Genomic DNA, 25,549 nt, shown 5'->3' with positions numbered 1-25,549 from the left:
GCGGCAGAATGGCCGGTGCCGTGTTCGAGCCAAGCGTAGAGACTTCGCAGGAATGCCGCAATGCGGCGGCGGTATTTTAGGGCGGTGCCGGGTTCGGGAGGGGATCAGCCGCGTGGCATCTTGAGCACAATGTTGCGACCGCGTTTGAGATAGCGCAGCTCGTCATTGCCGATGGCGGCGACCTGCCCGCCATCGAGCCTGTCGCCCACCTTGACCTTTTCGTAGCGGCCATTGGCCAGACGGACGAGGGCGCGGCGGTTGGTGGGGGTGCCGTAGACGCCGATCAGGTTGACCTGACGCAGCGAGATCACGTTCTGGTCGGTGGCGGCACGGGCCACGGTGGTGGCGGTGGGCGCGCTTGGCGCCATGCGCTGATTGGCGGCGACGGGGGTTGCCTGTTCGGCCTCGCGGGTGCGGGCGACGGTGCGGTCGAAATTATTGGGCCGCGGATTGGGCTTGAGCGAGGCGGTGACCGCCTGCGGCGTGGCCGAGGCGAAAGGATCGGGTTCCGAGGCGGCCTCGGCCAGGGCGGCGGCGACGGCATCGGGATCGACATTTGGCGTCGGGGCTGCGGCCTGCTGGGCGGTCTGCTGGGCGCTTGGGGGGCGCAACCGGGGGCGCAGGGTGGCAAGTTCGGCCAGGCTGCGTCCACCGGCCCCCAGAGAGGCACGCTCGTTCTGTTCGGCCAGCGTGTCGGGGCGCAGCTGCGGCCGCACGCCCAGAAGGCGGCTGGTTTCGGCCTCGGGCAATGCGCTGGCGATGGCGGTGGGCCGGTCGGGCAGGGCCGGAGGGGTCAGGGCGGGGCGGCCCGCAAAGACGCGCACGCCCTGGGGTGTCAGCGCGCCCTCGGGCGTGGCGACGACGAGCCCGCGCTCATCCACGGTGAAGCGGGTGCCGGCGGGGGCCGGAGCGGGGGGGGTTTGGGGGCGCGCCTCGTGGCGGAGACTGTCCATGTCGGGCAGGGCCACCGCATCCGAGGAGCGAACCCGCGTGTCGATCGAGGTCTGGTAGAAATCGTCGAGCGTGATGAGGCCCGGTGCGGAGGGCGCTTCGGGCGCCATGAGCCATATGCCGGTAGCGGCATAGCGGGCCAGCGCCTCGTCCGGCGAAAGCTCGGTCGGGTCGGGGCGCGCGGTGAGGGACGAGGTGTCGGTGGTTGCGGGCGCGCTGGCGTCGGCGTTTGCGTCCGCGTCGGGCAGGGCGGCAAGATCGGTGGGGGCCGGTTGCGTCTGCGCGGGCGCGGGCAGCGGCGCGGGATCGGGGCGTTTGGGAACTTGGGCGATCTGCGGTTCGGGCGCGCTGCGGAAGAGCCGGGCGATGCCGTCCTCGGCGAAGACCGAGGCCCAGGCGGCCACGACGATCAGGAAGAGCAGCAGGAGGGCGGTCAGGATCAGGCCCAGATAGCGCGGCTTGCCGCCGACTTCGACGGGCTCGCGCGCGCCGAAGATGGTCATGCGCTGCTTTTCGTCGGCGGGGGGAGGCGGGGCGGCGACGGTGGCGGGCACCGGTTCGCTCGAGCGGCGCGCGAAGAAGAAGGAGGCGGCGCTTGTTTCGGCAGGGGGCTCGGCGGGCGCGGGGTGAAGCCGGTCCTGCGGTTCGGCGGCGAGAGAGGCCGCGAGGCGCGAGGCGTTGCGCTCGGAGAGGGCGTCTTCGGGCTGACCGGTGACCGGAGGGGCGTCGTCCGGGGTGCGCAGGCTGCGGTCGGCCCCTTCGAGGCGCGGTGCGGCGGGGAGCGCGGAGGGCTCGTCGCGGGTGGCGCGGATCGAACGGAAGGCCGGGGCGGGTGTCTGGTCGGCACCGGGTGCGGCAACCGGTGGGGTGACGGGAGGCGCGGCGGGGGTCTGGTCCGCCTCGGGTTCGTCGGGCGCCTGAGGGTTAGAGACAGCCTCGGGGTCCGGGTCTGTGTCGGGGGCCGTCGCTTCGTCGGGCGTCTGTGCGGCGTCGAGGTCCGGTGCTGCGTCTTGTGCCTGTGCGTCGTCGAGGTCCGGCGCGGCGTCGGCGGGTGTTGCGGTGTCGGCGTCGGACGGGTCCGCGTCGGCAAGGGCTGGTGTCGCGGCGCTGTCGGCCGGGTCCGAGGCCGGGAGGTCGGCGGTTTCGGCAGCATCCGCAGGGGGCGGGGGCGCCGGGCCGATCACATGGATCGGGGCGGTGTCGGGATCGAGCGTTTCGCCCTCGGGGATGTGCTGGCCAGCCTGCGCGGTCTTGCCGAACCAAGGGGCGCCGGCAAATTGCCCCGAGCCGGGCTTGGCTGTGAAACTGACCGGATTGAAGGCGTGGGCGCTTGCGAACTCCTCGGCTTCGGCGAGGGTTTCGCGGGCGACGGCCGCGACATGGACCTGTCCAGCATCGAGCGACCAGTCATAGACCAGATCCTCGAGCGCATAGGGGGTTGCCCCTGTGAGATTGTCGCGCACGGCCTGTTCCAGCGCGTCGTGGTCGGCATTTGCGGCGGAAAAGGACAGGAATTTGATCTGTTCGTCGGGAATCACCAGTTGGGTGGTCATGCCCGAAGGATCGAGCGCCAGCCCCTTGGCGCGAAGATCCGCCAGTTCGGTTGCAAGGTTGGAGCCGTCGAGCGACACCTCGCCAACGACGTGCCAGCCTGCTTCGGCCCGGTGCAACAGGCCGATGCCGTCGAAAGAGAGAGTCAGGGCGAAATTCGGTTTCATTTGTACTGCACTAGCATCGGGTCAGGGCCTTTGGGAGTCCGTCCCTCAGCAGCGAGATTCTACAGCAGCTTCCCGCCGAGGGAAAGGATTCTGCGTGGAAAGGTCCGGGGCCGCCCCGGTATGAGGCGGCGCCGGTGATGCGTGACATGCTGTGCGCGGCGCGGGTGACCGGGCAGGTCTGGCCGGTCAGCCGCCCGCCTTGGCCAGCGCCTGATCCAGATCGGCGATCAGGTCGTCGGCATCCTCGATTCCGATGGAGATGCGCACCACGTTCGGCGAGGCACCCGCGGCTTTCTGCTGCTCGGGGGTGAGCTGGCGGTGAGTGGTCGAGGCCGAGTGGATGATGAGCGAACGGGTGTCGCCCAGATTGGCCACATGCGAGAAGAGCTCGAGGCTGTCCACGAGCTTGACGCAGGCGTCATAGCCGCCCTTGAGCGCCACGGTGAAGAGCCCGCCCGCGCCACGGGGACAGATCCGCGCGACCCGGTCGTGATAGGGCGAGGATTTCAGGCCCGCATAGGTCACGTGATCGACCGCCGGATGGGATTCGAGCCACGCACCGATCTTTTCGGCGTTCTCGCAATGGCGCTGCATCCGCAGGGACAGGGTTTCGATGCCCATCAGCGTGTAATGCGCGGCTTGCGGGTTCAGGGTCATGCCCAGATCGCGCAGGCCTATGGCGATGCCGTGGAAGGTGAAGGCCAGAGGGCCGAATGTCTCGTGGAATTTCAGGCCGTGATAGGCGGGTTCGGGGTCCGAGAGGGACGGGAACTTGCCGCTGGCGGACCAGTCGAACTTGCCCGAATCGACCACGACGCCGCCGGTCACGGTGCCGTTGCCTGTGAGGAACTTGGTCATCGAATGCACCACCAGCGTGGCGCCATGTTCGATCGGGCGGCACAGATAGGGCGTGGCGGAGGTGTTGTCGACGATCAGCGGCAGGCCCACCTTGTCGGCGATGCCGGAGATCGCGTCGAGATCGGTGATGTAGCCGCCGGGATTGGCGATCGATTCGCAGAAGATCGCGCGGGTGTCGTCATCGACCGCCGCCTCGACCGCCGCGAGATCGTCGAAATCGACGAATTTCGCCGACCAGCCGAAACGCTTGATCGTCTGGCTGAACTGGGTGACCGAACCGCCATAAAGCCGGGTGGACACCACCACGTTGCAGCCCGGTGCCATGAGCGGAAAGAGCGCCATGATCTGCGCGGCATGGCCCGACGAGCAGCAGACGGCACCGGCGCCGCCCTCGAGCGTGGCCACGCGTTCCTGAAGCACGGCCACGGTCGGGTTGGTCAGGCGCGAATAGATATATCCCACTTCCTGCAGGTTGAAGAGGGCCGCGGCATGTTCGGCATCGCGGAACACGTAGGCGGTTGTCTGGTAGATGGGTGTCTGGCGGGCACCGGTGGCCGGATCGGGCCGGGCGCCGGCATGGATTTGCAATGTGTCGAAACCGTAAGCCATGTGGATTGTCCTCCCTCGGGAATTGCTTGGCGCAATGTGTAGGGCATTGCCGGGAGTGTCACAACTGGCCACGAGAGGGGCGGAACACTGTTCGGGTGTGGCGCGCCATACGGGAACGGCGTTCGCAAGGGATGTGTCTGGGCGGGAGGATATTTCCCGTGCCCCTGACGCGCTTCAGCGCATCCAGAAGCCGTTGCGCTTGATCGTGTTGCGGATCGCCTGTTCCTTGCGCGGCAGGTCGTCCTGATCGAAGAGCGCGCGGACCTTGCGGCCCCGACCGTGGTAGATCATGAACTTCACCGGGTCATAGGATTTGAGCACTTTCTTGATGCGGTTGGGGGATGTCACCTCTTCCAGCACCTCGATGACACGCTCGGATTCGCGGGCGTAGAGCAGCGGAAAGAGCCGGTAATGGCAGGTCACCGCGCCATCCAGAAGACCGGAAGGCAAGGTGTCGCGCCCGCCGCCAAGCGCATGGATCACCAGCGGAAGCGCCACCTGATCGAGCCAGGGATCGAGCGATTGGCAGATCAGTTCGGGGGGCGCGTCGTCGCGGATCGCAAGGGCGTAGTCGAGAAAGCGTTGCCCGAAGACATGCGGGCAGTCGTAGAAGAAAAACCCCGCGTTGAAGTAAAGGTAGCGGCGCCAGAATTCATCGGGCCATGCGGGATCGAGGGAGCTGTCGAAATCCAGTCCGAACTTGTCATAGAGCGATTTCCAGGTGGCGGTGTAGCCCGGCCCATAAAGCTGGATCTCGGGCCATGTGCCTTCGCGGCGCAGCGATGCGGTGGGGCGAGAGAAATCGAAGGGCACGGTGGTGATGTCGCCGGTCACAAGCGTGTCGGTGTCGAAGAACACGAAGGGTTCGCCCTTGGGCAGGGCAAACAGCGCCTCGATCTTGTTGCCGTAAGGGTAGGGCTGGCCGAAATGGCGGGAGGTGAAGGGCACGATCTCGGCGCCCAGTTCGGCGAGAAGGGCGCGGGTGTCGTCACCGCGGATGGTGGGATCGTCCTTCCATTTCGGGCCGGGCTGAGGTTCGGCCACGATCAGGCGGCCTTTGAAATCGGGCGAATGGGCGCGCAGGGAGGCGGCGAAGATCACCGCTTCGTATTGCAGGCGCCCGCCTTGCCCGACGATCACGATGTTGAAGGGCCGGTCGGCGACGGGTTTCGGTTTCGCCGCGGCGGCTTTTGGTTTCGCCGGGGCGGTTTTTCGTTTCGCCGCTGTCGCCTTCGCTGCCTTTTTGGCCATCACACACACTCTGCCCGGTTCCGCCTTGGGATGAGTATAGAAGGGATGACGCGCGGGCAGAAGGGTGCAAAGCGGTGCCGCGCCATGGAATTTTGCTGATCCTGGAGGGGGGATAATGGTGGGCGACCTAGGAATCGAACCTAGCGTGCGTCTCCGCGAGGGAGTTACAGTCCCCTGCCACACCTTGCGGCCTGTCGCCCACGGCCCGGGGCTGTGCCCCAAGCGTGAGGGCGTATTTAGGAAAGCGGCCCACCAGCGTCAACCGGAAAATGCCTTGCGCCGGGCGATGCGCGCCCGCATTGTCGCGCCGCAGAAGGAAGGGACCGGAATGGCCGTCAAGAAACCCCGTTGGGTCGTCGAGAAGGAACAGGCGAAAAAGGCCGCTGCGGCCGAGACCGTGTGGCTCTTTGGGCTGCATGCGGTGCGCGACGCGCTGATGAACCCTGCGCGCGTCAAGCTGCGGCTGATCGTGACACGCAATGCCGCCGACCGGCTGGGAGAGGCGATCGCCGTGGGCGGGCTGGAGCCCGAGATCGCCGATCCGAGGCGGTTTACCGCGCCGCTTGATCCGCAATCGGTGCATCAGGGGGCGGCGCTTGAGGTCAAGCCGCTGGATTGGGGGGCGCTGGAGGCGATCTGCGCCAGCGCGCCGGGTGAGGCGCCGCCGCGCGTTCTGTTGCTGGACCGGGTGAGCGATCCGCATAACGTGGGGGCGATTCTGCGCTCGGCGGAAGTGTTCGGGGCCTGCGCGGTGATCGCGCCGCACCGCCATTCGGCGCCCGAAACAGGCGCGCTGGCCAAGACCGCGAGCGGCGCGCTGGAGCGCCAGCCCTATCTGCGGGTGACCAATCTGGGGCGCGCGATCGAGGCGCTGCAGGGCATGGGCTATGTGGTGCTGGGGCTGGCGGGCGAGGCGGAGCGGACCATAGAGGAGGCGCTGGAGGGCCGCACGGAGGGTCCGGTGGCGCTGGTTCTGGGGGCCGAGGGGCCGGGATTGCGCGAAAAGACCCGCGAAACCTGCGACGAATTGGTGCGAATCGCCTTTTCGGGCGATTTCGGATCGCTCAACGTCTCAAACGCGGCGGCTGTCGCCCTATATGCATCGAGACGCTGACGCAAAACCGCCGGAGACCCATGGGACCGAAAATCGCCACATGCAATTATTGCGGCACGCGCGCCGCGCTGGTTCTGGATCAGGGCCGGCATGAACTCAGCTGTTCGGCCTGTGGGGCGCCGCTGCATGACATGAAGTTCATGCCGCAACAGGATGATACCCGGAAAAAAATCGGACGGCCCACGGGCGCGGTGCCGTCCGGGCCACGGCGCAAGGTGCAGGTGGACTGGGACGAAGAACGCCGTCTGGCGTTGGGCGAGCGCGCCCGGCGCAAGCCGGTGAAGCGGCGCAAATCATTGGGGCGCAAGGTGCTGAGCGAGATCTGGGATGTGGTCGAGGATATTTTCGACTGAAAGGCCGGCGCTGATGCGATGGTCGCGAGAATGTGAACCGGGTCGAAACGCCGCGCCTCTTTATTTTGGCGCAAGGCTTCCTACTTCAGTTACAGGAACGCCGATACGGAACATCGGTGTTTCACTTCACTGTCCCTCGTTCCGCGACTGGCGCCCAAGGCATTCCTTGGGCGCTTTTTTCTTCCCGCAAAGCCGGGTAGGGTGAAGCCCATGAGCAATGACTATTCCGATGCCTTCTTGCGCGACATCCTGACCCGCACCAAGCGCGTGGCGGTGGTGGGCGTGTCGATGAACCCCGTGAGGCCCAGCTATTACGTGGCGCGCTATCTCAGCCTGAAGGGGTTCGAGGTGGTGCCGGTCAATCCCGGCCATGCCGGAGAGCGGGTTTTCGGCGCCGAGGTGAAAGCCAGCCTGAGCGAGATCGAGGGCGGGGTGGATATGGTGGATATCTTCCGCCGCTCTGAGCATGTGCCGCCCATCGTCGAGGAGGCGCTGGGCTGTTTTCCCGATCTGCAGACGGTGTGGATGCAGATCGGCGTCGAAAACCACGAGGCCGCCGAGGCGGCAGCCGCGCGCGGCGTCGATGTGGTGATGAACCGTTGTCCCAAGATCGAATATCAGCGCCTGTTCGGCGAATTGCGCATGGGCGGGTTCAATACCGGGGTCATCTCGTCGAAACTGTGAGGCCGGGGGCTGGTCGGGCAAGGAAGATGGGGGCTCTGCCCCCGCCAGTCAAATCCGGGGGATTTGACTGTCTCCCCCGGGATATTTCCGGCCAGAAGAAACCGCGCCGGTGGTCTGGCCGCCTGCGGGGTGCCGCGTGCAAGCCCGGTGGCGGGACGCTTCAGGAGGCGATGATGTCGGCGGCGATGCGCATGTCGCGCAGGGGTTTGACGATCTCGATGGCGCGGGCATAGGTCGGATGGGCCTTGTAGGCGGCCAGATCGTCCTCGCTGTCGAACTCGGCATAGACCACGAAATCCACCTCGGCGCCGGTCAGCCGGTCGGCATGCAGGTTGCGGCCGACTTCGAAATGGCGCGCATGGGGGATGCTGGCCAGCGTTTCGAGCCCGGCGCGGATACGGTCCAGATCGGCGGCGTCGCGGGCGGTGAAGAAGACGATATGGCGGATCATTCGGTGCGCGAAGCCTTTTCCTGAAGTCCAGAGAGGGATTGGCGGCGGTCAAGTTCGGCCATCACATCGGCCAGCGGCACGTCGCGGGCGCGCAGCATGACCAGGAGGTGAAAGAGCACGTCGGCGGCCTCGGAGGTGAGGCGGGCGCGGTCGCCGCGCACGGCTTCGATGAGCGCCTCGATCGCCTCTTCGCCGAATTTCTCGGCCGCTTTTTCCGGGCCCTTGGCCAGAAGCCGCGCGGTCCAGCTGTCATCGGGGGAGGCGGTGGCGCGGGCGGCCACGATCTTTTCGAGTTCTTCGAGGGTCATGCGCCTGTCCTTACGGGGATGCCGGCGGCGGCCATGTGCTCTTTGGCCTGAGCGATGGTGTAATCGCCGAAATGGAAGATCGAGGCGGCCAGCACCGCCGAGGCGCCGCCCTTGAGCACGCCATCGACCAGGTGGTCGAGCGTGCCGACGCCGCCCGAGGCGATCACCGGGATGGAGACCGCATCGGCGATGGCGCGGGTGAGGGCCAGGTTGAAGCCTGCGCGCGTACCGTCGCGGTCCATCGAGGTGAGCAGGATTTCACCGGCGCCCTTGTCTTCGACGAGGCGGGCGAACGCGACCGCGTCGATGCCGGTGGGTTTGCGGCCACCATGGGTGAAGATCTCCCATTTGCCGGGGGAGACGGTCTTGGCGTCGATGGCCACCACGATGCACTGGCTGCCGAACTGGTCGGCGGCGCGGCGCACCACGTCGGGGTCGGCCACGGCGGCGGAGTTGAAGCTGACCTTGTCGGCGCCGGCCAGAAGGAGCGCGCGGACATCCTCGACCGTGCGCACGCCGCCGCCGACGGTGAGCGGGATGTAGCAGTGCTCGGCGGTGCGGCGCACCACGTCGAGCATCACGCCACGGTTTTCATGGGTGGCATGGATGTCGAGAAAGCACAGCTCGTCGGCGCCTGCGGCGTCATAGGCGCGGGCGGCGTCCACCGGATCGCCCGCGTCGCGCAGGTTCACGAAGTTCACGCCCTTCACGACGCGGCCGTCGGCCACGTCGAGGCAGGGAATGATGCGGGTCTTGAGCATGGCGGGCCTGTGATTGCGGTGTCACGAAAAGGTTTAGGGGCAAAGCGCGCCGGTTTCCAGAGCGGAGCGCATCCTGCGCGGTTCAGGCGCGCAGCGCCGCGAGCGCCTGCTCCAGATCGAGCGCCCCATCATACAGCGCACGGCCCGAGATGGCGCCGTTGAGTGCTGCGCCGCAATCGCGAAGGGCGATCAGGTCGGCGAGCGAGGACACGCCGCCCGAGGCGATCACCGGGATCGACACGGCGCGCGCAAGTGCGGCGGTTTCGTCGATATTGGGGCCTTGCATGGCGCCGTCGCGGTTGATGTCGGTATAGATGATCGCGGCCACGCCCGCGTCCTCGAAGGAGCGCGCGAGATCGGTGGCGCGCACATCGGTTTCAGTGGCCCAGCCCTTGGTGGCAACACGGCCCTCGCGGGCGTCGATGCCGACGGCGACCTGTCCGGGGAAGGCGCGGGCGGCCTCGCGCACGAGGTCCGGGTTTTCGACGGCGACGGTGCCGAGGATGACGCGGGCCAGCCCCTTGTCGAGCCAGCGTTCGATGGTGGCCATGTCGCGGATGCCACCGCCCAGCTGGGCGGGGACCGCGCAGCGCTGCAGGATCGCCTCGACCGGGGCGGCGTTGACCGGCGTGCCGGCGAAGGCGCCGTTGAGGTCCACCAGGTGCAGCCATTCGCAGCCCGCGCGCACGAAGGCTTCGGCCTGGGCTGCGGGGTCGTCGTTGAACACGGTGGCCTTGTCCATTTCGCCCTTGAGCAGGCGCACGGCCTGACCGTCCTTGAGATCGATGGCGGGATAGAGGATCATGGCGCGGATTCCTTGCTGCGAGCGGTTGGTGCCGTTTTGCATGAGGCTGCGGGAAATGCAACGCGACCCGACGTCAGACTTGATCTGAAGGCGGGGGGCAGGGCAGCTTTCAGACATCTACAGCGAGGAGTGTCAGGGATGAGACGTGTTCTGGCGATGGCCATGGTATGGGGTTTGGGGGCAGGGGCCGCGATGGCGGACCCGGTTCTGGGTATGTGGCAGACCGAGGTCGACGGAGAGGGCTATGCCCATGTGAGGATGCAGCCCTGCGGCGCGGATATTTGCGGCACGGTGGCGCGGACTTTCCGGGACGGGGTTGAGACGCCGTCGGACACGGTCGGCAAGGTCATCGTGCGCAACATGACGCCGGTGGGCGACGGGCGCTACGAGGGCAAGGTGTGGCGGCCCTCGAACGACAAGATCTATATCGGGAAGATCGATCTTGAGGGCGATGCGCTGAAGCTGCGCGGCTGTGTGGCGGGCGGGCTGATCTGCGCCAAGCAGACGTGGCGGCGGGTGCAGTGATCTTGCGCTGACGCCACCCAGGCGCCGGGCTGGCCCGCCGTGACCGGCGGGCGCGCGGCGTCCGGGTGGCGCGCGGCGTCAGGGCGCCCAGGTCAGGAAGTTCGAGATCATCCGCAAGCCGGTGGACTGGCTTTTTTCGGGGTGGAACTGCGTGCCGACGATGTTGTCGCGGCCCACGACCGCCGTGATAGGCCCGGCATAATCGACATGCGCCAGAAGATGCGCGGGATCGGCCACGCGGAAGTGGTAGGAATGCACGAAATAGGCGTGATCGCCGGTCGAGATGCCGGAGAACACCGGGTGGTCATGGTCGATCACCAGATCGTTCCAGCCCATATGCGGCACCTTGAGCGAGGCATCCGAGGGCGCGATCCGGTCTACCGTGCCGCCGATCCAGTCGAAACCGGAGGTCTCGCGGTATTCAAGGCCGCGCGTCGCCATCATCTGCATCCCGATGCAAATGCCCATGAAGGGGCGGCCCTGCGCGATCACCGCCTCTTCGATCGCCTCGAAGAGGCCACGATGATCGTAGAGCTGGTCGCGGCAGGCGGGAAAGGCCCCGTCGCCGGGCAGCACGATGCGCGTGGCGCGGCGCACGGTGTCGGGATCGCTGGTGACCAGCACCTCGCCCGCGCCGGTTTCAAGCGCCATGCGCTGAAACGCTTTCTGGGCGGAGTGCAGGTTGCCGGATTCGTAGTCGATGATGACCGTGGTCATGCCGCTTACAGTGTCCCTTTGGTCGAGGGCACGGCGTCGGATTTGCGGGGGTCGGTCTCGACCGCCTGACGCAAGGCGCGGGCCACGGCCTTGAAGGCGGCCTCGGCGATGTGGTGGCTGTTGAGCCCGTGCAGCGCGTCGACATGCAGGGTGATGCCGCCATGTGTGCTGAATGCCTGGAAAAACTCGCGCACCAGTTCGCAATCGAAGGCGCCGATCTTCTGGGTGGGCAGATCGACGTTCCAGACAAGATAGGGCCGGCCCGACAGATCGAGGGCGGCGCGCACCAGAGCGTCATCCATCGGCAGCAGGCAGTCGCCATAGCGGCGGATGCCGCGCTTGTCGCCGAGCGCGTGCGACAGCGCCTGACCGAGTGCTATGCCCACATCCTCGACGCTGTGATGATCGTCGATATGGGTGTCGCCCTCGCAGCGGATGGTCATGTCGATCAACGAGTGGCGGGCCAGCTGGTCGAGCATGTGGTCGAAGAAGGCCACGCCGGACCGGTTGTCATAGCGACCGGTGCCGTCGAGGGTGATCTCGACGCTGATATCGGTTTCGGCCGTCTTGCGGGTGATCGTCGCACTGCGCATGGGCGTTGGTCCTCACGAATGTCTTCGGCGCCCTTATAGGGGGCGGGGATGGCCGCGCCAAGGGGGCGTGGGCGGATGGCGCATGCGCTGTGTCGGAGGAAGGACAGGCCGGGACCGGGGCCAAGGGCGCATCTGCCCCGAAGGGCAATTCTTTCAGTTCCGGTCGGTGGAAGAATTGGAGCGGGTGATGAGATTCGAACTCACGACATTTACCTTGGCAAGGTAACGCTCTACCCCTGAGCTACACCCGCGTCCTTGGGTGAGGCGTGAGATATAAACTCTTGGCGCGGGCTGCAAGCCCAAATTTCCGATCCCGGCGAAAAAATTCCACGATGATCCGAAGGCCATGGCGGGGGTGCCGGCTTGCAGGTTTTCAAGCGGGGGATCGCATGAAAACCCCCCGGCGCAAGGGAGCTGCGCCGGGGGGCTGAACGGGTGGTCCGATCGTTACAGATTGCCGCGCGAGAGCTCACCTGCGATGTGGTCGGCCTGCCGGATGGCCAGCGCGACGATGGTGAGCGTCGGGTTTTCCGCCGCCCCGGTGGTGAATTGCGAGCCGTCCGAGACAAAGAGGTTTTCGATGTCGTGGGTGCGGCCCCATTTGTTCACCACCCCGTCGCGCGGGTTCTCGGACATCCGGTTGGTGCCGAGGTTATGCGTCGAGGGGTAGGGCGGTGTCGGGAAGGTGCGCGTGGCGCCGACGGCCTCGTAGACGGCGATGCCCTGCTTGTAGGCGTGGTTGCGCATCGCGATGTCATTGGGGTGATCATCGAAATGCACGTTGGCCACGGGCATCCCGAACTGGTCCTTGACGTCGTGATTGAGGGTGACGCGGTTGGTTTCCTGCGGCATGTCCTCGCCCACGATCCACATTCCGGCCATGTTTTCATAGGAATCAAGCGCGGTGGTGAATTCACGCCCCCAGCTTCCGGGATCAAGGAAGGCGGCCATGAAGGGCAGGCCGAGAGCCAGGGTTTCCAGCTCGTAGCCGCCGACGAAGCCGCGCGAGGGATCGTGGCGCGCCTCGTCCTGGATGATGCCGGCCATGGTGGTGCCGCGCCACATGCGGACGGGCTTGTCGAAGGTGGCATAGACCGAGCCTGTCATGTGGCGCATGTAGTTGCGCCCCACCTGACCCGAGCTGTTGGCCAGCCCGTCGGGATACATCGACGTGGCCGAGTTGAGCAGCATCCGGGGGCTTTCGAACGAGTTGCCCGCCACGCAGACGGCACGGGCCATCTGCTTGTGCTCGACCCCGTCGGCATCGGCATAGACCACGCCGTTGACCTTGCCGTCGGCCCCGTGTTCGATCCGCAGCACATGGGCTTTCTCGCGCACTTCGAGATTGCCGGTCGCTTCGCCGCGCGGGATGTCGGTATAGGCCGAGGACCATTTGGCGCCCCATTTGCAGCCCTGAAAGCAGAAACCGGTCTGCTGACAGGCCAGCCGCCCGTCATAGTCGGACGAGTTGATCGCCATGCGCCCGGTGCTGACTTCGGTGTAACCAAGCGCCTTGGCGCCGGCCTCGAACACCTTGTAGTTGTTGTTGCCGGGCAGGCCCGCGATACCGTTGGTGCGCGTCACGCCGAGCTTCTTTTCGGCTAGGTCATACCACGGCGCCATTTCCTCGGCGTCGATCGGCCAGTCGAGCAGGTTGGCGCCCTGAACGTCGCCATAGGTCGTTTTGGCCTTCCATTCATGGTCCTGAAAGCGCAGCGAGGCGCCGGCCCAATGGGTCGTGGTGCCGCCCACAGCCTTGACGATCCAGGCGGGCAGGCCCGAGAAATCGCGCGCCACGCGCCAGTCGCCGCTGGTGGTGCGGGGATCGAGCCAGGCCAATTGGCCGAAGCTTTCCCATTCGTCGTTGATGTAGTCTTCGGGCAGGTAGCGCCCGCCTGCTTCGAGCGCCACGACGGACACGCCGCGTTGCGCCAGTTCATTTGCCAGGACGCCGCCGCCGGCGCCGGTACCGATCACGACGATCACGCCGCTGTCGTTGAGATCAAAAGGTGCAGCCATAGTCTGTTCTCCTCCCTAACTGCTATGGCTCAGAGCCAGTCGATGTCGTCGAAACCGCGGTCGATGTAACCGCCTTGCGAGAAGGACTCGCCCTCGTAGCCGAAAAGCGGCCAGACCTCTTTCTGATTGTAGAGGCCGGTCACCAGACCGCCGCGGATCTGCTGGAAGAACGCGCTTTCCTCCATGCCGCGCAGGATATCGACGCGGTCGCGTTCCCAGCCCACCGAGAGGTAATCGGCAAAGCCCTTGCCCTGGGCCGCGGCATCGAGTGCTGCGATGCCGGCCTCGATGTCGGGGGCGCCTTCGGGGGTGTCGTAGCCTTTGACCGCGCGGGCGTAATAGGCGTCGCCCACATGGTCATGCGGGTAGATGTCGCGCGCCATCTGGATGAGCGTGGCCATGGTCTTTGGTTGCAGGTTCGCGGTTTCCATCGCCCATGCGGCATCGGTGCTGGCAACGAAGCCCGCGCCGACGACGAAAGTGGCGCCGGCGGCCATGCCGCGCGACAGAAGCTGGCGTCGCGTCAGGCCGTGTTTGGGGCCGGTCGGCTGGCCCTTTGGCTGGCGCGATTGCTGGCTGTTTGGTGTCATGTCTTGTCTCCTCCCTAGAGCTCTGGTCGTATCGGCGGTTATTTGAAGCGACCGCCGCGCTGAAGCACTTCGATCTGGTATCCGTCAGGGTCCGCGACGAAGAAGAATTTGCCCACCAACTCCCCATCGGGGGCGAATTCGACGATCTTGCGGGGGGCGAGGCCTTCGGCCTCGAAACGGGCGTGCTCGGCCTCGAGATCCTCGACGAGCACGGCCAGATGTCCATAGCCATCGCCAAGGTCATAAGGCTCGGTGCGGCCCTTGTTCACGGTCAGCTCGACCTCGAACGGGGTCTCGTCATTGCTGAGGTAAACGAGGGTAAAGTCGCTGAAATCGAGCCTGTCGGCGATTTCGAGCCCAAAGGCGCGGCGGTAAAAATCAACCGATCGCGACTCGTCGAGAACGCGGATCATGCTGTGGATGGCTTTGGCCATGAAATCCTCCGGATCGTTAATTGGTCCGGAAAGTTTGCCAAAGCGGGGGATGGCGCGGGTAGTAAGCGGTTACTACACCGCGAGAATGGTTATTCGGCGGCGATCCGGGCGCCCGGTGCGGGCAGATCGCGTTCGCGGTGCACAAGGCAGGTGCAGCGCAGAAGGGCGGTGAAATTCTTCGGCTCGCCCTTCAGTTCGAGCACTTCGCCATGCAGCTTGGAGACGAAAGCGGGTGTCGAAAGGCCTTCGCCCTCGGCGATTTCATCGAGAATGGCCCAGAAGGATTTTTCAAGCCGGATGCTGGTGCTCTGGCCGTTCAGACGCATCCGGCGGGTTTCAAGTTCGTAGCGTTCGGGGTCTTGCCCCGCGAAGATTCTGCACATCTTTCTTGTCCTCCCTTGGACGGCAAACGGGCCGCCGACCTAAAGCATACCACTTTTTTCGGATTTGACAGCCCGGGTGTGGCACCTGCCCGGAGGGGGGCCTAGCGGGGGGCGTAGCTTTGGGGCCGCGTCGCGGGCAGGCCGACATCCTGACTGTGGACGATCACGCCCGAGGGCGTGAGCAGCAGGATGCCATAGGCGCCCGGCTCGTCGATGGACAGGTGGACATCATTGCCCGTCAGCATCATCGGCGCCTGATGGCAGGGGCTTTTGAAGATCGTCACCGGCAGGCCGCCGGCGTTGCCGCTGATCGAGCGGTGGATATGGCCGCTGATGATATGGGCGGTGCGGCCATGCGCGCGGAGCCTGTCGGTCAGCGCGTCGCGGTTGCGCAGGCCGATCCTGTCCATGGCGGGAAAGCCGCAATCTATGGGCGGGTGATGGGTAAACACGGTGATCAGACGGTCGCCCGCCCCCAGAAGTGCATTGTCCAGCCACCGCATGCGACCGGGGCTGAGCCAGCCGCTGTGCCGGTCGGGCGCGTCTTCGTCGAGGGTGTCCAGAAGGATCAGGCGATGGCCCTTGAGGTCGTGCATCTGCTGGTAATGGCCCGAGGATGTCCGGGGCATCGAGGGGAAGGCCGCCGAAAAGGCGGCGCGGCGGTCGTGATTGCCGAGCATGAGGCTGACCGGGATCGGGCAGCGCGACAGAAGCGTGCGCAGGCGGGCATATTCGGCAGGCGCGCCGTTATGGGTCAGATCGCCGGTGATGACGATCCGCGCGGCGTCGCCATGGTTGTCCAGCGCATGCGCAAGGGCCTGGGAAAAACGCGCAGCGGGATCCAGCCCGATGAGGGTTTCCCCCTCGGGCAGGATGTGCAGATCGGTGAACACGAGCACTTTGTGCAAACTGATACCCTTTTCGACGCCCTGAGCGGGCTTATTCCAGCTCGATCAACAGATCCTTGGCGTCGATCTGGCCGCCGGGTTGCACATGCACGGCTTTCACGGTGGCGTCATGTTCGGCGTGAATGCCGGTTTCCATCTTCATCGCTTCGATGGTCAGCAGCATGTCGCCCTTCTTGACCTTCTGGCCGACGCTGGCCGTGACGCTGGCGACCACGCCGGGCATCGGCGCGCCGACATGGTTGGCATTGCCCTGTTCGGCCTTGGGGCGCGCGGCGGTCGAGGCCTTGGCCTTGCGGTCGGGTACGCGGATCACACGCGGCTGGCCGTTGAGTTCGAAGAACACCTTGACCTCGCCATCCTCGCCGGTTTCGCCGACGGTCTGAAGGCGGATCTCGAGGATCTTGCCGGGGTCGATTTCGGCCGAGATCTCTTCGCCGGGCTGCATCCCGTAGAAGAATGTCCGGGTGGGCAGGGTGCGCACCGGGCCATAGATGCGGTGGCGGCCCATGTAATCCAGAAACACCTTGGGATACATCAGGTAGCCGTTGAGATCCTCGTTATCCACCTGCTTGCCTTCGAGCAGATCGACGAGTTCCTTGCGCGTCGCTTCGAGATCGACGGGATCGAGATGCGCGCCGGGGCGTTCGGTGTTGGGCTTTTCGTCCTTGAGCACCTTCAGAAGGATGGCGGGAGGAAAGCCGCCGGGGGGCTGGCCCAGATTGCCGCGCATCATGTCGATGACCGAATCCGGGAAGGCCACGTCGCGATCCGGATCCTCGACATCCGCGCGGGTGAGGCCCTGACTGACCATCATCAGCGCCATGTCGCCCACCACCTTGGACGAGGGCGTGACCTTGACGATATCGCCGAACATCTGGTTCACCTCGGCATAGGTGCGGGCGACTTCGGGCCATTTGTCCTCGAGGCCCATGGAGCGGGCCTGCGCCTTGAGATTGGTGAACTGGCCACCGGGCATTTCGTGCAGATAAACCTCGGAGGCGGGCGCCTGAAGGCCTGATTCGAAGGCCACATACTGGGCGCGGACATGCTCCCAATAGTTCGAGATTTCGCGGATGCGTTCGATGTCGATGCCGGTGTCGCGGTCAGTATGCATCAGCGCCTCGACGATCGAACCCAGACAGGGCTGCGAGGTGCCGCCCGAGAAGGCGTCCATCGCCGCATCCACCGCATCGACGCCCGCATCGGCGGCGGCAAGGATCGTGCCGCCCGCGATGCCGCTGGTGTCGTGGGTGTGGAAATGCACCGGGATGTCCAGCTCGTCCTTGAGGGCGCGGACCAACACGCGCGCGGCGGCGGGTTTCAGCAAGCCCGCCATGTCCTTGAGGCCCAGCACATGCGCGCCTGCGGCCTGCAGCTCCTTGGCCATGGAGACATAGTATTTCAGGTCATACTTGGCGCGGTCCGGATCGAGGATATCGCCGGTATAGCAGATCGTGCCTTCGCAGATCTTGCCGCTGTCGATCACCGCATCCATCGCGACGCGCATGTTTTCGACCCAGTTCAGGCTGTCGAAGACGCGGAACACGTCGATGCCGGTTTCCGCCGCCTGACGCACGAATTCCTGCACCACGTTGTCGGGATAGTTGGTGTAGCCCACCCCGTTCGAGGCGCGCAGCAGCATCTGGGTCAGCAGGTTGGGCATAGCCGCGCGCAACTCTCGCAGGCGCTGCCACGGGCATTCCTGCAGGAAGCGGTAGGCCACGTCGAAGGTGGCGCCGCCCCAGCATTCGACCGAGAACAGCTGCGGGAGATTGGCGGCATAGGTCGGGGCCACCTTGATCATGTCGATCGAGCGCATCCGCGTGGCCAGAAGCGACTGGTGCCCGTCGCGCATGGTGGTGTCGGTCAACAGAAGCTGCTTTTGCGCCAGCATCCAGTCCGCGACGGCCTTGGGGCCCTTGTCCTCGAGCAGGGTGCGGGTGCCGGGGGGCGGCGTGCCGATCAGGCGCGGCGGGCGCGGCGCCTTGATGTCGGCCGAGGGTTCGGGGCGGCCTGCCGTCTCGGGGTGGCCGTTGACGGTGATGTCGGCGATGTAGGTCAGCACCTTGGTGCCGCGGTCGCGCCGCTTGGAGAATTTGAAAAGATCGGGCGTCTCGTCGATGAACTTGGTGGTGTATTCGTTGTTCAGGAACGTGGGGTGCTTGAGCAGGTTCTCGACGAAGGCGATGTTGGTGGAGACGCCGCGAATGCGGAATTCGCGCAGGGCGCGGTCCATCCGGGCGATCGCAGCCTGAGGCGTCTGGGCATGGGCGGTGACCTTCACCAGAAGCGAGTCGTAAAACCGGGTGATGACCCCGCCCGCATAGGCGGTGCCGCCATCGAGGCGGATGCCCATGCCGGTGGCCGCGCGGTAAGCGGTCAGGCGGCCATAATCGGGGATGAAGTTGTTTTGCGGGTCTTCGGTGGTGATCCGGGTCTGCAGGGCGTGACCGTTGAGCGTGATGCTGTCCTGATCGGGTTTGCCGGTGGCTTCCTGGATGGTCTTGCCTTCGGCGATGCGGATCTGGGCCTGGACGATGTCGATGCCGGTCACTTCTTCGGTGACGGTGTGTTCGACCTGCACGCGGGGGTTCACTTCGATGAAGTAGAACTGGCTGGTGTCCATATCCATCAGGAACTCGACCGTGCCGGCGCATTCGTAATTGACGTGCTTGCAGATCTTGTAGCCCAGCTCGCAGATTTCGGCGCGTTGCAGGTCGGTGAGATAGGGGGCGGGGGCGCGCTCGACGACCTTCTGGTTGCGGCGCTGCACCGAGCAGTCACGCTCGAAGAGGTGATACATCTGGCCATGCTTGTCGCCGAGGATCTGAACCTCGACGTGGCGGGCGCGCAGGATCATCTTTTCGAGATAGCCCTCGCCGTTGCCGAAGGCGGCTTCGGCCTCGCGGCGGCCTTCGAGCACCTTCTCGGCCAGCTCGTCGGGGCCGTTGATCGGGCGCATGCCACGCCCGCCGCCGCCCCAGGACGCCTTGAGCATCAGGGGATACCCGATTTCGGCGGCCTCGTGGCGGATGGCGTCCATGTCCTCGCCCAGCACTTCGGTGGCGGGGATGACGGGCACGCCGGCCTCGATGGCGACGCGCCGGGCGCTGGCCTTGTCGCCGAGCGCGCGCATGGTGTCGGCCTTGGGGCCGATGAAGGTGATGCCGTTCTTGACGCAGGCATCCACGAAATCGGGGTTTTCCGAGAGCAGGCCATAGCCGGGATGGATCGCGTCGGCGCCGGATTCGAGGGCGACGCGGATGATCTCGTCGATCGAGAGATAGGCCGCGACGGGGCCGAGACCTTCGCCGATGCGGTAAGCTTCATCAGCCTTGAAGCGGTGCAGGCCCAGCTTGTCCTCTTCGGCGAAGACGGCGACGGTGCGCTTTCCAAGCTCGTTGGCGGCGCGCATGATGCGGATGGCGATTTCGCCGCGGTTCGCGATAAGGATTTTCTTGAATTCGCTCACGGGCCCGGATCCCCCTGCTGATATGGTTCGTGGCCGGCACAACGCACCGACGCGGGTTGCTGCGCTGCAGCGCTATGACGGCAACTTTTAGAATTTGCGCAAAGTTTACGCAATGGCACAACGGGGGCTTCCACCCGTTGGCGAGATTTTCTGCCCGATCGGGCAGTGGGCCTGTCCGGTCGAAACCTTTGGAAAATCATTTCAAAGCAATGGCTTGCTTTGTGAAGGCATGAAAGCGGGTGGCGCGGTCAGCCATGCGAGACTACCCGGTTGCGCACCTCGGTCAGCGTGGTCAGGCCCAACTGACCCATGTTAGCCTCAAGATCGAGTTTGAGAATCTCGACCAGATGGGCGGGGCCGTCGGCACCCAGAGCGCCCAGTGCATAATGCCAGGCCCGGCCGAACATGACATGATCGGCGCCGAGGGCGATCGCGCGCAGGATATCCAGACCGCCTTCGAAGCCGCCGTCGATGATCACCGGCAGCCGGGTGGCGGCGCGGATCGCGGGCAGGCGTTCGATCGTGGCGGGGGCGGCATCGAATTGCCGGCCTGCGTGGTTCGAGATCCAGACCGCATCGACGCCTGCGGCTTCAAGGGCGCCGGCATCTTCGGCGTCGAGCACGCCCTTGACGACCATCGGGCCGCTCCAGGCGTCACGCAGCCAGCGCAGATAGTCCCAGTCAGGCGCGGTGCGCAGCAGGTAGCCTGCGTGCTTGTTCGAGGGCAAGCCCTTGGTCTGGCCTGCATATTCGTCGATCAGCTTCATCCGGGGCATGCCGCGCTGTGCGATGCCGAGCGCCCATGCCGGGCAGCGCGCCACCTGCGCCATCAGGCGCGGCGTGAGTTTGGGAGGCGTGGTCAGCCCGGAGCGCACCTGCCGTTCACGGCGGCTGGGAACGGGGACATCGACGGTGAGAATCAGCGTGCCGAACCCGGCGTCACGGGCCTTTTGCAGCATGTCGGTCCGAATGTCGGGATCGCGGGGCGGATACATCTGGAACCACGCATCCTCGCCCAGATCACGGGACAGGTCCGCAGGCGTCTGGGTGGCGACGGTGGACAGGCAATAGGGGATGCCTGCACGTGCGGCGGCCCGGGCAAGCATCGCCTCGGCGCCGGGCCAGATCATCCCCGACATGCCCACGGGTGCGATGCCGAAGGGCAGGGGCAATGTGCGCCCCATCAGCTCGACCGACAGGTCGGGCTTCACCTCGCCATGCAGGATCGAGGGCATGAGGATCACCTCGTCGAGCTTGGTGCGGTTGCGGGCCTTGGTGGCTTCGGCGCCGGTGCCGCTGTCGAGATATTCCCAGACGAAACGGGGGATGCGGACGCGCGCGCGGGCACGCAGATCGGAGAGGGCGGGGTATTGGGCGTGGTGATCCATGGCGCGCGAATGTAAGCGTTTACATCGCATTGTCCAGAGGGATTGATCGGGAGAAGAAAGGCAGGGGTTTACCATGCCTTCCAAGGGCGTTTGCCGCGCGACCCGGTATCTGTTAACCTTTTGTTAATCTTCGTTAACCAAAGGGGCCGGAATGGCGGGTGAAGTGGAACTTGCGGCGCTCTTATGTGCGTTTCTGGCCGGATCCGAGCAGGAGACCCGCAAGTATTTCGACGTCAACGGCATGAGCCGCTATGTGCGGGTGGATTGCGAGACGGACCGTCATGTGATCGAGATCGGGCTGGATGGCAAAAGCGCGTCGCGCGACAGCGTGCATCAGGCGCTGTTCTTTGCCCATCTGACCGGCAAGGCCCCTGCGGTGATCCTGATCGATCGCGACGGGCACGAGGGCCGGTTCGAGTATGAAATGCGCCATGTCACGAAGGCGGCAGGCGTCGTCTATGCCACCTGCAGCGAGGATTTCATCGTGCGTTGGGCGCAGACCCGCGCGATGCGGCAGGGCAATGCCGGCGAAGGGCGCGATGACCTTCCGGGGGCGGGGCCTGCGCAATCGCTGTGCAATCTCGAGGCGTTGCGCGGCGATGAAGAGACAGGCTCCTGAGCGGTCGCGGGCGCTGTGGCGGCGTGATGCGCAAAAAGCCGGGAACATTCCCTGAACATTCTCTTTAACTCATCTTTAGGCCGCGCTATCTTGGCCGCCATGAGCAGTTTCGACGAATCCGACGCGTTCGAGGGCGCATCGCTAGCCGCTCGCGCCATGGCGGCGCGGCCGATGCCGTATCTCGACGATCTCAACCCCGAGCAACGCGCCGCGGTGCAGGCGCTTGAGGGGCCTGTTCTGATGCTGGCGGGGGCGGGCACGGGCAAAACCAAGGCGCTGACCACGCGGATCGTGCATCTGCTGAACACCGGCAGCGCGCGCCCGGGCGAGATCCTTGCGGTCACCTTCACCAACAAGGCCGCGCGCGAGATGAAATCGCGGGTGGGACGGATGCTGGGCGAGGCGGTGGAGGGGATGCCGTGGCTGGGCACGTTCCATTCGATCTGCGTCAAGATCCTGCGGCGCCATCAGGAGCTGGTGGGGCTGAAATCCAACTTCACCATTCTCGATACCGACGATCAGATCCGGCTGCTCAAGCAGTTGATTCAGGCCGCGAATATCGACGACAAACGGTGGCCGGCGCGGCATCTGGCGGGGGTGATCGACAATTGGAAGAACCGCGCCTGGACGCCCGACAAGGTGCCGGCCGCCGAGGCGGGCGCCTTCGACGGCAAGGGGGTGGCGCTTTACATGCAGTATCAGGCGCGTCTGCGCGATCTGAACGCGGTGGATTTCGGCGATCTGCTGCTGCATGTGGTGACGATCTTCCAGACGCATGAGGATGTGCTGGCGCAGTATCAGCGCCGCTTCCGCTTTATCCTGGTGGACGAGTATCAGGATACCAACGTGGCGCAGTATCTCTGGCTGCGCCTGTTGGCGGGGGCGCATCGCAACATCTGCTGCGTGGGCGACGATGATCAGTCGATCTATGGCTGGCGCGGTGCCGAGGTGGGCAATATCCTGCGGTTCGAGAAGGATTTTCCGGGCGCCAAGGTGATCCGGCTGGAGCAGAATTACCGCTCGACCCCGCATATCCTGGCGGCGGCGGGCGGCGTGATCGCGGCCAACAAGGGGCGGTTGGGCAAGGAATTGTGGACCGAGGCCGAGGCGGGCGAGAAAGTCCGCCTGATCGGGCATTGGGACGGTGAGGAAGAGGCGCGCTGGATCGGCGAAGAGATCGAGGCGATGCAGCGCGGCACGCGCGGGATGCGGCCCTTTTCGCTGGATGACATGGCGATCCTCGTGCGGGCGTCGCACCAGATGCGCGCTTTCGAGGACCGGTTCCTGACCATCGGGCTGCCTTACCGGGTGATCGGCGGGCCGCGATTCTACGAGCGGATGGAGATCCGCGACGCGATGGCCTATTTCCGGCTGGTGATCAGCCCCGCCGATGATCTGGCCTTCGAGCGGATCGTCAACACGCCCAAGCGGGGCTTGGGGGACAAGGCACAACAGAAGATCCAGGTGACCGCGCGCCAGCATGGTGTGCCGCTGGTCGAGGGGGCGGCGATCCTCTTGCGCGAGAAGGGGCTGACCGGCAAGGGGGCCACCGAACTGGCCACGCTGCTGGACGGGCTGGCCCGTTGGGGCCGGATGACCCATGACGCGGATCTGAGCCATGTGGACCTGGCCGAGATCATCCTTGATGAAAGCGGCTATACGGGCATGTGGCAGGCCGACAAGACGCCCGAGGCGCCGGGGCGTCTGGAGAACCTCAAGGAATTGGTCAAGGCGCTGGAGCAGTTCGAGAATCTTGGTGGCTTCCTGGAGCATGTCAGCCTGATCATGGACAACGAGTCCGAAGAGCAGGGCGAGAAAGTGTCGATCATGACGCTGCATGCGGCCAAGGGGCTGGAATTCCCGGTGGTGTTCCTGCCGGGTTGGGAGGATGGGCTGTTTCCGTCACAACGCTCGATGGATGAAAGCGGGCAGAAGGGGGTCGAGGAAGAGCGCAGGCTGGCCTATGTGGGGATTACCCGGGCCGAGGAGATCTGCACGATTTCCTTTGCCGGAAACCGCCGGGTCTATGGGCAATGGCAAAGCCAGATGCCGTCGCGCTTCATCGATGAATTGCCGCAGGCGCATGTCGATGTGCTGACGCCGCCGGGGCTTTATGGCGGGGCTTACGGCGCGGCTGCCGCGAGTGCCGGGCCGGCGGTCCAATCGGGGCTCGAGCAGGCGGCGGCGGAGGCGAATGTTTATAACTCGCCGGGCTGGCGGCGGCTTCAGGCGCGCGCGGGCGAGCGGCCCGTGAGCCAGCCGCGCGAACAGCGCTCCAGCGTGATCGATGCGCAGGCAATCAGCGCGCATACGGTCGGCGATCGGGTGTTTCATCAGAAATTCGGCTATGGCGCGATCATCGCCATCGAGGGCGACAAGCTGGAGATCGCCTTCGAGAAGGCGGGGACGAAAAAGGTCGTGGCCCGTTTCGTGACCGGTCCGGACGACGTGCCCTTCTGAGAGCGGGGCAAGGGTTTGGGGGCTCTGCCCCCGCCGGTCAAATCCAAGGGGATTTGACCGTCTCCCCCGGGATATTTTCAGCCAGAAGAAACGCGCGGGCGGTCAGGCTTTGCCGGGGGTGCCGGGCAGGCTGTCGAGGCCACACCAATCGGCGATGAAAAGCGCGATCACCTCGGTGCAGCGCTGGACCGAGGCAAGATCGACCCGTTCGTCGAAGCCATGGATGCTGTCGGCCAGCGGGCCGTAACACAGGCTCGGAATGCCGTGATAGAGCCCGTAGAAACGCGTGTCGGTGAGGGCGGTCCAGGATTGATCCTCGGGGCGGTCCTGCCCGGTGGCCGTGTGATGCGCGCGCGCAAGGCAGGCTTCGGGCGCGTCGGCATCGTTGAGGGTGTAGCCATCGGCCATGAAGCCCGTCCACAGGATTTTGGGGGGATTGTCGCGCAGGAAAGGGTGCTCGGCCGCGGCGGTCTCGATCGTGCGGGTGATCTCGGCGCGGCGCGCGGCGACGTCATCGCCTGGCAAAAGCCCCATGCGGCAGTCCACGTCGCACCAGGCGGGCAGGCTCGAGGTCCAGTCGCCACCGGCGATCTTGCCGGCATTGAAATTGAGCGGGTGCGGGACATCGCGATACTGGGGGTGGTCGCGGGCCGCGTCGTTCCAGCGCGCTTCCATCCGCTGCAGGGCGGTGATCAGGTGCATGGTGGCGGTGATGGCGCTGGCGCCGGTGCTGGCATACGCCACATGCGCGGGGCGGCCACGCACCTTGAGGCGGAACCAGATCGCGCCGACCTGAGCGCGCACGAGGCCGAGGCCGGTCGGTTCGGGGATGAAGGCGCAATCGGCGCGGTAGCCGCGCGCGAGCGTCGCGAGGGCGCCTAGCCCTGAGCTTTCTTCCTCGACCACGGATTGGTAATGCAGCCGCCCCGAGGGTGTGACGCCCGCACGGCGCAGCGCGTCGACGGCGAAGAGGGCCGCGACCTTGCCGGCCTTCATGTCGCCCGCGCCGCGGCCATACATCCAGCCGTCGCGGATCTCGGGGGCGAAGGGAGGCGAGTGCCACATGGCGTGGGGGCCTTCGGGCACCACGTCGAGATGGCCTTGCAGGATCAGCGAGCGACCGGCCCCCGTGCCGGAAGAGAGCGTGCCGACGACAGAGCGGACCGAGCGCACTTCGCCCGCGCAGTCGCAAAAGCCCGGCTCGTGCCGGAGGCTTTCGAGGGGGGCGGTCCAGTCATCCACCGACCAGCCGCGTGCGCGCAGGGCGCCTGCCATGAAATCGAGGGCGGAGTCCTCCTGGCCGCGCAGGCTGGGGATGCGGGTGAACTCGGTCAGAAAGTGCACCTGGCGCTCGAAGCCATCGGCCACGGCGTCGATGATCGCACGGCGCAGGCCGGGATCCTGGCTGTCTGGTGTCATGCTGTCCCTTTCTTCGACTGTGAAGGGAGTGCAGCAGGCGCGGGACGAGGCGTCAACCCGTCGAGAGCAATTACCTGAGGCGAGAAAAAGAAAACGGCGACGCCAGGGAGGAGGAGAGGCGCCGCCGTTTCATTGTCACGATTGGCCCAGGGAGGAGGA

23 protein-coding genes and 2 tRNA genes are annotated in these 25,549 nt (G+C 65.7%); 6 read left to right on the top strand and 19 right to left on the bottom strand.

The features are described 5' to 3' along the window. Positions 1–104: 104 nt before the first annotated feature. The 4 genes from F3H35_RS09605 to F3H35_RS09590 all read right to left on the bottom strand — a co-directional run bounded on the left by F3H35_RS09605 (position 105) and on the right by F3H35_RS09590 (position 5,587). Positions 105–2,669: a hypothetical protein gene (locus F3H35_RS09605; protein WP_149779395.1), complete on the bottom strand. Its 2,565-nt coding sequence runs from the start codon at positions 2,667–2,669 to the stop codon at positions 105–107. Positions 2,670–2,855: 186 nt separating this feature from the next. Next, on the bottom strand, positions 2,856–4,136 hold the full coding sequence (locus tag F3H35_RS09600; RefSeq protein WP_149779394.1) for an O-acetylhomoserine aminocarboxypropyltransferase/cysteine synthase family protein: 1,281 nt from the start codon (positions 4,134–4,136) through the stop codon (positions 2,856–2,858). A 174-nt stretch (positions 4,137–4,310) separates the two neighbouring features. Further along, positions 4,311–5,387: a glycosyltransferase family A protein gene (locus F3H35_RS09595; RefSeq protein ID WP_223228370.1), complete on the bottom strand. Its 1,077-nt coding sequence runs from the start codon at positions 5,385–5,387 to the stop codon at positions 4,311–4,313. Positions 5,388–5,503: 116 nt separating this feature from the next. Next, a tRNA-Tyr gene (locus F3H35_RS09590) sits at positions 5,504–5,587 on the bottom strand. Positions 5,588–5,715: 128 nt separating this feature from the next. On the opposite strand from F3H35_RS09590, the gene rlmB reads away from it, so the two are divergent. From rlmB to F3H35_RS09575, 3 genes are all read left to right on the top strand, one after another. Next, positions 5,716–6,501: a 23S rRNA (guanosine(2251)-2'-O)-methyltransferase RlmB gene (gene rlmB / locus F3H35_RS09585; RefSeq protein ID WP_149779393.1), complete on the top strand. Its 786-nt coding sequence runs from the start codon at positions 5,716–5,718 to the stop codon at positions 6,499–6,501. 20 nt (positions 6,502–6,521) lie between these two features. After that, complete coding sequence (locus tag F3H35_RS09580; RefSeq protein WP_149779392.1) at positions 6,522–6,854, top strand: hypothetical protein; 333 nt, start codon at positions 6,522–6,524, stop codon at positions 6,852–6,854. 210 nt (positions 6,855–7,064) lie between these two features. Continuing rightward, entirely contained in the window at positions 7,065–7,538 is a 474-nt protein-coding gene (locus tag F3H35_RS09575; RefSeq protein WP_149779391.1) for a CoA-binding protein, read from the top strand. A gap of 160 nt (positions 7,539–7,698) precedes the next feature. Here the strand turns inward: F3H35_RS09575 and F3H35_RS09570 are convergent, their stop codons facing one another. The 4 genes from F3H35_RS09570 to hisA form a co-directional block, all read right to left on the bottom strand. Next, entirely contained in the window at positions 7,699–7,989 is a 291-nt protein-coding gene (locus F3H35_RS09570) for a Dabb family protein (protein WP_149779390.1), read from the bottom strand. Then, the gene (locus tag F3H35_RS09565) at positions 7,986–8,297 is read right to left on the bottom strand and encodes a phosphoribosyl-ATP diphosphatase (protein WP_149779389.1); all 312 of its coding nucleotides are present in this window, start codon (positions 8,295–8,297) and stop codon (positions 7,986–7,988) included. The genes F3H35_RS09570 and F3H35_RS09565 overlap by 4 nt, the downstream gene beginning before the upstream one ends. Beyond that, positions 8,294–9,058, bottom strand: a complete 765-nt coding sequence (gene hisF / locus F3H35_RS09560; RefSeq protein WP_149779388.1) for an imidazole glycerol phosphate synthase subunit HisF — start codon at positions 9,056–9,058, stop codon at positions 8,294–8,296. The genes F3H35_RS09565 and hisF overlap by 4 nt, the downstream gene beginning before the upstream one ends. An 82-nt stretch (positions 9,059–9,140) precedes the next feature. After that, positions 9,141–9,863 carry a 1-(5-phosphoribosyl)-5-[(5-phosphoribosylamino)methylideneamino]imidazole-4-carboxamide isomerase gene (gene hisA / locus F3H35_RS09555; protein WP_149779387.1) on the bottom strand — a complete coding sequence of 241 codons (723 nt, stop codon included), beginning with the start codon at positions 9,861–9,863 and terminating at the stop codon, positions 9,141–9,143. Positions 9,864–10,001: 138 nt separating this feature from the next. Between hisA and F3H35_RS09550 the strand changes: the two genes are divergently transcribed. Then, complete coding sequence (locus tag F3H35_RS09550; RefSeq protein ID WP_037295444.1) at positions 10,002–10,388, top strand: DUF2147 domain-containing protein; 387 nt, start codon at positions 10,002–10,004, stop codon at positions 10,386–10,388. Between the two features lie 78 nt (positions 10,389–10,466). Here the strand turns inward: F3H35_RS09550 and hisH are convergent, their stop codons facing one another. The 10 genes from hisH to F3H35_RS09500 form a co-directional block, all read right to left on the bottom strand. Further along, the gene (hisH, locus tag F3H35_RS09545; protein ID WP_007814647.1) at positions 10,467–11,105 is read right to left on the bottom strand and encodes an imidazole glycerol phosphate synthase subunit HisH; all 639 of its coding nucleotides are present in this window, start codon (positions 11,103–11,105) and stop codon (positions 10,467–10,469) included. Between the two features lie 5 nt (positions 11,106–11,110). Beyond that, complete coding sequence (hisB, locus tag F3H35_RS09540; protein WP_149779386.1) at positions 11,111–11,698, bottom strand: imidazoleglycerol-phosphate dehydratase HisB; 588 nt, start codon at positions 11,696–11,698, stop codon at positions 11,111–11,113. A gap of 176 nt (positions 11,699–11,874) precedes the next feature. Further along, a tRNA-Gly gene (locus F3H35_RS09535) sits at positions 11,875–11,949 on the bottom strand. A 196-nt stretch (positions 11,950–12,145) separates the two neighbouring features. Continuing rightward, positions 12,146–13,717 (bottom strand): GMC family oxidoreductase, encoded by a 1,572-nt coding sequence (locus tag F3H35_RS09530; protein WP_149779385.1) that lies wholly within the window; start codon positions 13,715–13,717, stop codon positions 12,146–12,148. A gap of 29 nt (positions 13,718–13,746) precedes the next feature. Beyond that, complete coding sequence (locus tag F3H35_RS09525) at positions 13,747–14,307, bottom strand: Twin-arginine translocation pathway signal (protein ID WP_149779384.1); 561 nt, start codon at positions 14,305–14,307, stop codon at positions 13,747–13,749. Between the two features lie 38 nt (positions 14,308–14,345). Continuing rightward, complete coding sequence (locus F3H35_RS09520; RefSeq protein WP_007814643.1) at positions 14,346–14,741, bottom strand: VOC family protein; 396 nt, start codon at positions 14,739–14,741, stop codon at positions 14,346–14,348. Positions 14,742–14,830: 89 nt separating this feature from the next. After that, positions 14,831–15,124, bottom strand: coding sequence for a ribbon-helix-helix domain-containing protein (locus F3H35_RS09515; RefSeq protein WP_007814642.1), 294 nt, complete (start codon positions 15,122–15,124; stop codon positions 14,831–14,833). Positions 15,125–15,225: 101 nt separating this feature from the next. Continuing rightward, positions 15,226–16,023 carry a phosphodiesterase gene (locus tag F3H35_RS09510; protein ID WP_223228381.1) on the bottom strand — a complete coding sequence of 266 codons (798 nt, stop codon included), beginning with the start codon at positions 16,021–16,023 and terminating at the stop codon, positions 15,226–15,228. 40 nt (positions 16,024–16,063) lie between these two features. Further along, positions 16,064–19,504, bottom strand: a complete 3,441-nt coding sequence (locus F3H35_RS09505) for a pyruvate carboxylase (RefSeq protein WP_149779382.1) — start codon at positions 19,502–19,504, stop codon at positions 16,064–16,066. A 248-nt stretch (positions 19,505–19,752) separates the two neighbouring features. Next, on the bottom strand, positions 19,753–20,892 hold the full coding sequence (locus F3H35_RS09500) for an alpha-hydroxy acid oxidase (protein ID WP_188129934.1): 1,140 nt from the start codon (positions 20,890–20,892) through the stop codon (positions 19,753–19,755). Positions 20,893–21,043: 151 nt separating this feature from the next. On the opposite strand from F3H35_RS09500, the gene F3H35_RS09495 reads away from it, so the two are divergent. Further along, a complete protein-coding gene (locus tag F3H35_RS09495) occupies positions 21,044–21,511 on the top strand; it encodes a hypothetical protein (protein ID WP_149779380.1) in 468 nt (155 codons plus the stop codon). 99 nt (positions 21,512–21,610) lie between these two features. Next, on the top strand, positions 21,611–23,971 hold the full coding sequence (locus F3H35_RS09490; protein WP_149779379.1) for an ATP-dependent helicase: 2,361 nt from the start codon (positions 21,611–21,613) through the stop codon (positions 23,969–23,971). A 102-nt stretch (positions 23,972–24,073) separates the two neighbouring features. Here the strand turns inward: F3H35_RS09490 and F3H35_RS09485 are convergent, their stop codons facing one another. Further along, a complete protein-coding gene (locus F3H35_RS09485; RefSeq protein WP_149779378.1) occupies positions 24,074–25,390 on the bottom strand; it encodes an ArgE/DapE family deacylase in 1,317 nt (438 codons plus the stop codon). Positions 25,391–25,549 lie beyond the last annotated feature (159 nt).

The organism is Roseovarius litoreus, from assembly GCF_900142765.1.
GTDB classification, from domain to species: domain Bacteria; phylum Pseudomonadota; class Alphaproteobacteria; order Rhodobacterales; family Rhodobacteraceae; genus Roseovarius; species Roseovarius litoreus.
Note: the sequence above shows the minus strand (reverse complement) of the source record. Positions and strands in the feature narration are given on the sequence as shown.